General features: G+C 71.1%; 12 protein-coding genes. 7 read left to right on the top strand and 5 right to left on the bottom strand.

Translation table 11 applies throughout. The annotated features are described in order from the left end of the window. On the top strand, positions 1-215 hold a 215-nt coding region (locus E1283_RS24575; protein ID WP_132820319.1), incomplete at its 5' end, for a GNAT family N-acetyltransferase. Between the two features lie 400 nt (positions 216-615). After that, a complete protein-coding gene (locus tag E1283_RS24570) occupies positions 616-1,308 on the top strand; it encodes a maleylpyruvate isomerase family mycothiol-dependent enzyme (protein ID WP_132820318.1) in 693 nt (230 codons plus the stop codon). A 3-nt stretch (positions 1,309-1,311) separates the two neighbouring features. Here the strand turns inward: E1283_RS24570 and E1283_RS24565 are convergent, their stop codons facing one another. Continuing rightward, on the bottom strand, positions 1,312-1,794 hold the full coding sequence (locus E1283_RS24565; protein WP_132820317.1) for an ATP-binding protein: 483 nt from the start codon (positions 1,792-1,794) through the stop codon (positions 1,312-1,314). A gap of 194 nt (positions 1,795-1,988) precedes the next feature. On the opposite strand from E1283_RS24565, the gene E1283_RS24560 reads away from it, so the two are divergent. From E1283_RS24560 to E1283_RS24550, 3 genes are read left to right on the top strand one after another with little or no spacing between them, the layout of a single operon-like run. Continuing rightward, positions 1,989-2,840, top strand: a complete 852-nt coding sequence (locus tag E1283_RS24560; RefSeq protein ID WP_132820316.1) for a helix-turn-helix domain-containing protein — start codon at positions 1,989-1,991, stop codon at positions 2,838-2,840. Between the two features lie 11 nt (positions 2,841-2,851). After that, entirely contained in the window at positions 2,852-3,046 is a 195-nt protein-coding gene (locus tag E1283_RS24555) for a hypothetical protein (RefSeq protein ID WP_132820315.1), read from the top strand. Positions 3,047-3,054: 8 nt separating this feature from the next. Beyond that, positions 3,055-3,426, top strand: coding sequence for an AQJ64_40280 family protein (locus E1283_RS24550; RefSeq protein WP_132820314.1), 372 nt, complete (start codon positions 3,055-3,057; stop codon positions 3,424-3,426). Between the two features lie 195 nt (positions 3,427-3,621). On the opposite strand, the gene E1283_RS24545 is transcribed toward E1283_RS24550, so the two are convergent. After that, positions 3,622-4,452 (bottom strand): NmrA family NAD(P)-binding protein, encoded by an 831-nt coding sequence (locus tag E1283_RS24545; protein WP_132820313.1) that lies wholly within the window; start codon positions 4,450-4,452, stop codon positions 3,622-3,624. 130 nt (positions 4,453-4,582) lie between these two features. Here E1283_RS24545 and E1283_RS24540 point away from each other — a divergent pair, with 130 nt between their 5' ends. After that, positions 4,583-5,407 carry a calcium-binding protein gene (locus E1283_RS24540; RefSeq protein ID WP_132820312.1) on the top strand — a complete coding sequence of 275 codons (825 nt, stop codon included), beginning with the start codon at positions 4,583-4,585 and terminating at the stop codon, positions 5,405-5,407. 85 nt (positions 5,408-5,492) lie between these two features. Here the strand turns inward: E1283_RS24540 and E1283_RS24535 are convergent, their stop codons facing one another. After that, on the bottom strand, positions 5,493-6,164 hold the full coding sequence (locus E1283_RS24535; RefSeq protein ID WP_243745073.1) for a TetR/AcrR family transcriptional regulator: 672 nt from the start codon (positions 6,162-6,164) through the stop codon (positions 5,493-5,495). Between the two features lie 84 nt (positions 6,165-6,248). Here E1283_RS24535 and E1283_RS24530 point away from each other — a divergent pair, with 84 nt between their 5' ends. After that, positions 6,249-7,805: an MFS transporter gene (locus E1283_RS24530; protein ID WP_132820311.1), complete on the top strand. Its 1,557-nt coding sequence runs from the start codon at positions 6,249-6,251 to the stop codon at positions 7,803-7,805. 19 nt (positions 7,806-7,824) lie between these two features. On the opposite strand, the gene E1283_RS24525 is transcribed toward E1283_RS24530, so the two are convergent. Both E1283_RS24525 and E1283_RS24520 read right to left on the bottom strand, forming a co-directional pair. Further along, positions 7,825-8,775 (bottom strand): SMP-30/gluconolactonase/LRE family protein, encoded by a 951-nt coding sequence (locus E1283_RS24525; protein WP_132820310.1) that lies wholly within the window; start codon positions 8,773-8,775, stop codon positions 7,825-7,827. A 149-nt stretch (positions 8,776-8,924) separates the two neighbouring features. Continuing rightward, positions 8,925-9,791, bottom strand: a complete 867-nt coding sequence (locus E1283_RS24520) for a haloalkane dehalogenase (protein ID WP_132820309.1) — start codon at positions 9,789-9,791, stop codon at positions 8,925-8,927. Between the last annotated feature and the right edge of the window lie 38 nt (positions 9,792-9,829).

Raw genomic sequence — 9,829 nt, 5'->3', positions numbered from 1 at the left:
GGCCTGGCCCCCACCCCACCTTCCGCCGACGCGGCCTTGGCCGCACACTGCTCCTCCGGGCCCTGGCCGAGGCCCGGCGTGTCGATCCCTCCGAGATCCGCCTGTGGACCAACCTGGCTGGCCCCCAGCGCGCCTGGGAACTGTACGAAAGCGTCGGCTTCCACCGGACGGAGCGATTCGTCCGCTACCGAAAACCGATGCCCGGCGCGTGGTAGAAGTGGAACCACTGCCATCAACAGCCGGGGTGGGGGAGCGGATTGGGTGGAATGCCGGTTAGGTCGGAACCTGCGGAAGTAAGCAAAAACACGCCGTGCCCGACGTAAACCCCCAGCTCACGACCTGTCCTCCCCGCACGCGCGGGGCTGTTCCCGCAGCGGGCCAGTGAGCTCTGCGCGCTGCTCTGTCCTCCCCGCACGCGCGGGGCTGTTCCCGTGCGGTTCAACGCGGGCGGGCTGCTGCGGGGGTCCTCCCCGCACGCGCGGGGTTGTTCCCAAGAGCGCCACGGACGTGCACCAGATGGGCCTGTGCTCCCCGCCTTCGCGGGGCTGCCGCAGCGCGGTTCGGTAGGGCGACTGGCCCTCGGACTGCGCGGTCGGCTCCGCTACGTTCGGTGGCATGGACTCTGCCACGTACCTTCGCCACCTTCGTCGCGAGTTGGACGCTTTTCGGCGGTGTCTCGACGGCGATCTGGCCGTGCCGATCGAGCACTGTGGGGACTGGACGTTGCTCGACCTGGCGGACCACCTGGGACGGGACAACATCTGGGCGGTCGCGGCCGTCGTCGAGCGGCGTGGGGATTACGAGTCGGTGCCGGCACCGCGTGAGCGCGCGGCGCTGGTGCCGTGGTTCGAGAAGGGCGCTTCGGTGTTGCTGGACGTCCTGGACACCGACCCCGCCACCGGCGCCTGGACGTTCCACCCGCCGCACACCGTCGGGTTCTGGCAGCGGCGCCGTGCGCTGGAGACGTTGGTGCACCGTTGGGACGCCGAGCGCGCGCTCGGCATACCCGGGCCGCTCGACCTGGAGTTGGTCGCCGACGGCATAGCCGAGGTCTTCGACACGATGGCGCCTCGGATGATCGCCCGGGACCGTGCGCGGTACCCCGACTCCGCGCTGCGGCTGGTGGCGACCGACACCGGGGGCTCCTGGACCTACGGTCCCGGCGCCCCGGTCGTCACCCTCTTCGGGCCGGCGGAGGACCTGTTCCTCCTGCTGTGGGGGCGACTCCCGCGCGACAGCGCGGGGTTCACCTGGGAGGGTGACCAACGCGCGGGTGAGCTGATCCTGGACGGGCCCCTCACCCCCTGACCTCTACCGAGTGCCGCTGGGGAACGCCCCAGGGGTCCAGTGGCGGCGGACGTTCATCAACGTGGCGAACGTGCGGGTGCCCGTACAGGGGTGCTCGGTGGCGGAGATGCCCCACGCTCCGCGGTGGGATTCGGTGACCTTGCGGGTGAGCGGCAGGGCGGCGTGCCGGAGCCGGTCGCAGGATTCGTGGCGTGGGTGCGCGTCGAAGACGGTGACGCGGAGCCGGTTCTCGTGGTGACGCAGGTCGAGGTGGACGGTGTCGCCGGGACGGGTGAAATGGCATGCGCAGGCGGTCAGTTCGCTGACGAGAATCAGCGCGGGTTCGATCAGGTCGTCCAGGTCGTGGACGTCGAGGATGGTCTCCGTGGCCTCGCGTGCGATGGCGGGCGTGGCCGCCGCGGCGGGGAGGGTGAGCGCGTAGGCCAGGTTGTCCGGACAGGGCTGCGGGAGCGAGGGGAACGACGGCGGGCAGAGGTTTTCGGGCATGGCGACTCCGCTCGTTGCTGAAGAGGTGGAAGTGGTCGCGGGCGCGCTCATGGGCAGCGATCCAACTCGCCATGCGTGAGCGTCGCACTACCGACGGTAGGCCATCCAAGGTAACCGCGCCAAGCCCTTCTTGGTAACTTTGCCCCGCATGGGCAGGTAGTGTGACGCGGGCAGGCTGAGCGGGAAGGAGCCCCATGCCTTCACGGACAACCCCCACCCAGCGTCAGAAGAGGCTTGGAGCGGAGGTTCGCAAGCTACGTGTCGGCGCCGGGATGAGTGCCGAGTACGCCGCCGGACTGTTGGGCGTGGATCGAGGCAAGATCTCGAACTTCGAGTCCGGGGCCCGCGCCATCGCGCCCGATCGGCTGCGCACGCTGGCCATTCACTGTGAATGCACCGACGAACGTTACGTGGAAGCCCTGGTGAGGCTCACCGAACCCGCTCAGGGCAACTGGTGGCACGAATACCGAGGAAGGGTTTCGCCGGGACTCCAGGACATCGCCGAACTGGAGTGGCACGCAACGCGTATCCAGACGATTCAGACGGTGCACCTACCCGGCCTGCTCCAGACGGAGGACTATGCGCGCAGCGTCTTCTCGTCCGGGCTGCCACCGTTGTCGCGGCTGGAGGTCGAACTCCGCGTGGCTCATCGGATAGGGCGACAACGAGTGCTTACTCGTGAACAGCCAGTCGACTACGTTGGCTACGTACACGAGGCCGCCCTGCGCATGCGCTTCGGTGGGCGTGAGGCGACGCGAACCCAGCTCAATGCCCTGATCGAGGCCGGCGAGCGAGATCACATCACCATCCGGATAGTTCCTGTCGAACGTGGCAGCTTCCCCGGCGCCGGGCACGCTCTGCTCTACGCCGAGGGCGTCGTTCCCCAACTGGACACCGCGCAACTCGACTCGGCACATGGGCCGGATTTCATGCACACCGAGCCGCAACTCGACAAATACCGAGCTCACTTGGCCTGGATGGACGAGGCATGCTTGACGCCGGCAGTCTCACGTGACGTCATCCACTCCATCGTGCGCGACCTGTAAGGAGCCGGGCCATGCCTGACATCAGCTGGGAAGAACCCTTCTGTGCCGAGGGCAACAACTGCTTTCGGATCGGGACCGACGCCGACGGGCGTGCGTACATAGCCGTCGCCGGTCAGGAGGGGACGTACCTGACCGACAGCCGCGAGGCGCTCGGCGCGCTGATCCGTGAGATCAAGGCCGGCAAGGCCGACCACCTTCTCCGGTGAGGGCAGGGATGACGCGTCTGAACAGCGTGGTGACCTGGGTCGACGCGCGTGAGCGGCTGCCCCGCAGCGGTACGCCGGTGGCGGCGGCGATCACCGGCCGGTATCCCGCCGAGGGCGACACCGCGTCGGGTGAGGAGTTCTGGCTGGTGAGGCCGATGTACTTCACGACGCTGCACCGCGGTGCGGACGGGGTGGAGCACAGGGACTGCTTCGTCGACTCCGACGGGGTCGTCCGTCTGCCCTACGGCCTCGCCAGTGCGGAAACCGTGACTCACTGGACCGAGTTGCCGGTCCTGCCGGGTGGGACCACGCACGTCGCGCTCGGGGAGGACGTGCGGTCGGCTCTCCGGAACGCCTGGGGCGTTCGCCCCACCACCTGACCCACGTCCCGCTCGTGGATCATCGTCGCGGCCACCCGACGGCCGCTGGCGCGGCTGGTTCGACGTCCGCGTCCACCCCGACGCCCGGACAGGGCCAGGACGCGCTGGGCGACCCGGGCGGCGAAGCCCGGTACGGCCTGAGCGACCGCGAGGCAGACGAGTTCGGAGTCGCTCAGGCGGGGCCGGTCTAGGCGTCTAGGCCACTTTCCCGTCCCGGAAGAGGGGCGCGTGTTCGGTGACCCATTCCGCGAACGTGCGGGCCGGGCGGCCGGTGACGCGTTCGACGGTGTCGTCGACGGTCGTCGCGACGGCCGGCGGCGTGGCGTACCAGCCGATGACGTAGTCGGCGTCCGTCCGGGACACGCCGGCGGCCATCAGGCGGTCGACGGCCTGGCGGTGGGTGATCGGGGCGAAGGCGATGTCCCGGCCGACGCCCCGCGCCAGGATGGCGAGCCGTTCCCGCAGGGAGAGCGCCTCGGGCCCGGTGAGGTTGTAGACGTGCCCGGCGTGGCCTTCGTCCAGCAGCGCGGTGGCCGCCACGGCGGCGATGTCGGCCTCGTGGACGATCGCGCTCGGCATGTCGTACGGCTCGCGCACCACGCCCTCGTCCCGGATCGAGTCGATCCACGTCAGCGTGTTGGACATGAACTCCTGCGGCTCCAGCCGGGTCCACTCGACGCCCGAGTCCGCCACGGCCTTCTCGACGGGACCGGCCTCGCCGCCCCACAGCACGGTGATACGCCGCACGCCGGCGTCGACGGCGCGCCGCACCAACTCGGGGCCGACCTCGGCGAGTCCGGACGTCACCGTGATGTGCAGGCGGTCGACGCCGTCCAGCACGTCGGCGCCCAGGGCGGCCGGCGCGGTGTGCGTGCCGGCCACCACCTCCACCCCGGCCGGGAACTTCCCGGCGGCGGCGGCCGGATCGCGTGTCAGGGCGCGAACCCGTTCTCCTCGGCGGACCAGTTCCGCCACCACGTGCCGGCCCGTGTTGCCGGTCGCACCCGTCACCAGTGTCGTCGTCATGATCGCACTCCTCTCGACACGGACGACGCTAGGAGTTCAAGGGGGCTTGAGGTCAACTGTCCGCTGCCGCGCTACAACCGAAGGGTGGTGACGGGAGTCCAACAGGGCGGGTCATCACAAGGGGGGAATCATGCGAAAAGGGCTTGTTGTCCTGGCCGGAACCGCGTTGGCGGGGGCCGGTCTCGGGTTGGCGGCGCCGGCCTCGGCGGACGACGCGGCCGCGGCGGCCGGCACGTCCAGCGTGTGGGCCGCGTGGAACGTGGCGTACTACACGGCGGGTGACGGTCAGGAGAACAACCTGGTCGTCACGGAGATCGACACCGGCAACGGCTCGGACAGGTACTACGTGTTCAACGACTCGGTGCCGATCAGCCCGGGCGAGAACTGCTTCCATCCCGACGAGGCCGACGCCACCGTGGTCAACTGCCTGATTCGGGGCGTGGGCGACATCCCGGGTGTCGACATCGAGGTCGGCGACGGGGACGACGACGTCGTGGTCCGCACCACGGGTATCGGGACCGTGATCGCCGGGGACGGCGACGACGACGTCACCATGAGCGGCCTGTTCCACCTAGCCAGCGGCGGAGCCGGGCGCGACACGCTCGTCGGCGCTTTCGAGGTCTACGGCGGGCTGGACAACGACACCCTCCGCCCGAGGCCGGGCGGTGAGGCGTACGGGGACGAGGGCAACGACACCCTCATCGGCAACACCGCGGACGAGCGGCTGTACGGCGGTCCGGGGAACGACGTGGTCTACGGGCAGGAGGGCGACGACCTGATCCACGGCGACGAGGGCGACGACGAACTCCACGGTGGCACCGGGAACGACGAGATCCACGGCGACGCCGGCGACGACCTCATCTTCGGCAACAGCGGCGACGACCGGCTCTACGGCGGCCCGGGCGCGGACGAGATCTCCGGCGGGCCGGGCAACAACGTGATCCGGCAGGACTAGCCCGGCCGTCTCCCTCCGGTCGTCGAGCGGAGACGTGGACCGCGGAGACGTGGACCGGCGCCAGGTGGTCGGCGCGGGAAACGGCCTAGTCCGGGTGGTGGTGATGCTCCACGCGATGGTCCGATTCCGCGTCGGCCTTGGCCGCCTGGGCTCGAAGGGCGTCGAAGTCGTGCGCGACGCCGGCGAGAAGTGTGGTCACGGCCTGTTCGACGGCCTCGTCGGTCACCGGTGCGTGCCCGAACAGCAGGCGGTAGTGGACGAGTGAGGCGAGCGAGTCGACCACGAGGGTGAGGTCGGCGTCCGCGCGGAGGTCTCCCCGTTCCACCGCGCGGGCGAGGGTGGTGTGAACCGCCTGGCGCGGCGGCTCGAACAGGGTGTCCATGAACTCCCGACGCAGGGCGGGGTCCGCCGAGCAGTCCGCCAGGAGCGGACTGAAGAACTCCGGTCCCATGCAGGTGAACGTCCGCACGAACATCCCCAGCGCCTCGTTGAGGTCGCACAGCGTGCAGCCGGTGTCCACCGGCGCCACGTCTCCGAGTCGCCGCTGAAGCTCGGCGAGGACGAGTTGCTGACGGGTCGGCCACCGCCGGTAGACCGCGGTCTTGCTCACTCCCGCGTGCCGGGCCACCTTCTCGACCGCCAACGCGCCGTATCCCGACTCCTCCAGCAGTTCGGACACCGCGTCGAGCGCGGCGGTGTCGATGCTGGCGTCGCGCGGCCGCCCGCCGAGCCCTTTTCCGGTCATCCGCTCCGCCATGCCTCTCATTCTCTCGCAGCCTCCCGGGGCTGTCGGGGAAACAGGGGTTGAGATGCGATACGTATCGTATGCTAACGTCGACGCATGCCGATACCGCCCTCACACGAGCGCAGTCCACGTGCGGGACGACGCGAATGGCTCGGCCTCGCGCTGCTGGCACTGCCGCTGTTCGTCCTCGCGATGGACGCCAGTGTCCTTTTCCTCGCGGCCCCGCACATCGGTGCCGACCTGGACCCCAGCCCCACGCAGTGGTTGTGGGCACTGGACGTCTACGGGTTCGTGATCGCCGGGTTCCTGGTCACCATGGGCGCCGTCGGGGACCGCGTCGGACGGCGGCGGCTGCTCCTGGTCGGCAGCCTCGCGTTCGCGGCGGCGTCGACCTGGGCGGCGCTGGCCGCCAGTCCCGAGGGATTCGTCGCGGCGCGCGCGGCACTGGGTTTCGCCGGCGCCACGTTGATGCCGTCCACGCTCGCCCTCATCCGCACGATGTTCCGCGACGACCGGCAGCGCAGCTTCGCGATCGCCGTCTGGATGACGACGTTCTCCGTCGGCGTCGCCGTCGGCCCCCTGATCGGTGGCGCGCTCCTACAGGCCTTCTGGTGGGGTTCGGTGTTCCTCGTCGCCGTGCCGGTGATGCTGCTCGCCGTCGCCCTCGGGCCGGTACTGCTCCCCGAGAGCCGGGACCCCGACCCGGCCGGGGTCGATCTGCCCAGTGTCGCGCTGTCCGTCGTCGCCCTGATCACGATCGTCTACGCGCTCAAGGAACTGGTCACGGTCGATCCCGAGCTCCTGAACCTCGGTGTCCTGGCGGTGGGTCTGGTCTCCGGCGCGGTCTTCACACGTCGTCAGCGCGGCATCGCCAACCCGCTCGTCGATCCGCTGCTGTTCCGCTCCCGGGCGTTCCGGACGGCGCTGTTCGTGCTCACCGTCGGCATCTTCACCGTCACCGCGGTCAACTTCCTGGTGCCGCAGTTCCTCCAGTCCGTCGCGGGCCTCGCGCCGCTACCGGCCGGGCTGTTGACCGTGCCGATCGCGCTGTCCGCGATCGCCGGCTCCCTGGCCGCGCCCGGCCTCGCGGGTCGTTGGGGTCCGGCCGCGGTCATCGTCGCCGGCGCGGCCCTCTCGCTCGCCGGCTACCTCGTGCTCGCCCGGGCCGCGCCGGACCGGCCGCTGTGGATCGTCGTCGTCGGTGGCGCGCTCGCGGTGCTCGGCCTGAGCCCGGCCACGGTCCTGACGACCGATCTGGTCGTCGCCTCGGCACCGGAGGAGCGTGCCGGCTCGGCGGCCGCGCTCTCCGAGACCAGCGGCGAGCTCGGCGTCGCGCTCGGGATCGCGATCATGGGGACGATCCTCACCACCCTGTACCGGTTCGGGCTCACCGACGGCCTGCCAGCCGACCTCGACCCCACCGCGCGGGACGCCGCCCGGGACGGCCTCCCCTCGGCCGAGCGCGCCTCCGAGGCGCTGCCACCGGAGCTGGCCGACGCCCTCATGACGGCGGCGCGCGAGTCCTTCGCCTCGGCCTTCGGCACCGTCGCCCTCCTCTGCGCCGGGATCACCGTCGCACTCGGTGCGGCGGTCGCGCTCCGGCTGCGCCGCCCCGGTCCCGCCCCCGACAGGTCGAGCGCGCCTGGTCTGTGACGAACGGCCGGGCCCGGCGTCAGCCGGCCGCGGCGCGCCAGCGACGGCGGCCGGGGCCGGTGGGGTGGGTGCCGGTGACGCCCATGACCACCGAGTAGAGGCTGGTGTCGCCGGCGATGAAGAGGCGGTTCCGCTTGGCGCCGCCCCAGGCGATGTTGGCGGTGGTCTCCGGGATGTGGAGGCGGCCGATCAGCGTGCCGTCCGGGTCGTAGCAGTGGACGCCGTCCCTCATCGCGGCGACCCACAGCCGGCCGTCCTCGTCGAAGCGGATGTTGTCGAAGCGCGCGCCCTCGCGGGCGGTGGCGAAGATCTCGCCGTCCGAGAGGGTGCCGTCGTCGTGGACGTCGAAGACGCGGACGACGCCGGAGCCGGTGTCGGAGACGAACAGCCGGCGCTCGTCCGCCGAGAAGACCAGGCCGTTGGGGGCGCCGAAGCAGTCGGCGACCAGCCGCACCTCACCGCTGGCCGGGTCGACGCGGTACACGTTGTTGCGGCCGATCTCGCTCTCCGCGCGGTGGCCCTCGTAGTCGCTGGTGATGCCGAAGTCCGGGTCGGAGAACCAGATCGAGCCGTCGGACTTCACCGCCGCGTCGTTCGGGCTGTTGAGCCGCCTGCCCTGCCAGCGGTCGGCCAACACCGTGATCGTGCCGTCGTGTTCGGTCCTGGTGACCCGGCGGTTGCCCTGCTCGCAGGTGACCAACCGGCCCTCGCGGTCGAGCGTGTTGCCGTTCGGGTGGCCGGCGGAGCGCCGGAAGACGCTGACGGCGCCGGTCTCCTCGTCCCACCGCAGCAGCCGGTCGTTGGGGATGTCGCTCCAGACCAGCTGCCGCCAGGCCGGCACGTAGACCGGCCCCTCGACCCAGCGGCAGCCGGTGTGCAGGACCTCCAGGCCGGCGTCACCGTTCATGCACCGCCCGGCGCGGAACCGGTCGTCGAGACACTCGTACAGCGCGGGCAGTTCGCGGCTCATGCGGGGTTCCTTCCGAGATCGGCTGCGCGCCGCCCCGGCCCGGGAGTCCGCGGCGACCCGAGGTGAAGCCTGCGGAACAACGCCTGGTCACCGCAAGATCCCGACCTGTCGGAGAGTCGCGGATCACACCGGCCACGAGGCGCGGCCGGTCAGCGCAGGTGGTGGCGGTCGGCCCAGGTGGAGATCGCCGTGGCGATGTCGGCCGGGCGGTCCTCCATGGCGTGGTGGCCGGCCGGGCCGAGGTGGGTGGTCTCCAGGGCGGCCACGTGCCGCGCGCACCAGGCGGCCAGTTCCTCGCGGATCAGCAGCGTGGGGGAGCCCTCGAACGTCATGAGCAGCTTGGGGACCTCGGGGCTGTCGGCGAGCCACGCGTCGTACGCCTCGATGCGGGCGACGAGGTCGGCGGGGTCGCCGCCGAGCGGCAGTTGGCGGGCCCAGGCCAGGACCGGGCGGCGGCTGTCCGGGGTCGGGAACGGCGCCAGGTACTCGGCGAGATCCGCCTCGGAGACGGGCGTGAGCACGCCGCCCGTGAACGCCTGGCGGACGAACAGGTCCTGCTTCAGGAAGAGTTCCTCGCCGACGCCCGGGGTGCGGATCTTCTCGGCGCGGGCGCGCGCCTGCTCGGAGAGCTCGTCCCAGGCCATCGGCCGGATGATGGTCTCGAAGAAGGCCAGGCCGGCGACGCGATCCGGGTGGCGGGCGGCCCAGTCGAAGGCGAGGGAGCCGCCCCAGTCGTGGCCGACGAGGACCACCCGGTCCAGGCCGAGGGCGTCGAACCAGGCGTCCAGGTAGCGGGCGTGGTCGGCGAACCGGTACGCGAGGTCCGGCTTGCCGGAGCGGCCCATGCCGATCAGGTCGGGCGCGAGGAGCCGGCCGGCGCCGACGCCCGGCAGCACGTGGCGCCAGGAGTGGGACGAGCCGGGGTTGCCGTGCAGGAAGACGAACGTCGTCGTGGCGTCGGCGGTGCCGGTCTCGTGGTGGTGGATGGTCGAGTCGAGGACGGGTGTCTCGGGCATGGCGTCGATCTCCAGGGCGGGGTGGGTCAGTCGAGAGG

It is taken from the genome of Streptomyces hainanensis (assembly GCF_004348415.1).
In the GTDB taxonomy this organism is placed as follows: domain Bacteria; phylum Actinomycetota; class Actinomycetes; order Streptomycetales; family Streptomycetaceae; genus Streptomyces; species Streptomyces hainanensis.
The sequence above is the reverse complement of the archived record's forward strand: the minus strand, read 5'-3'. Positions and strand labels throughout refer to the sequence as shown.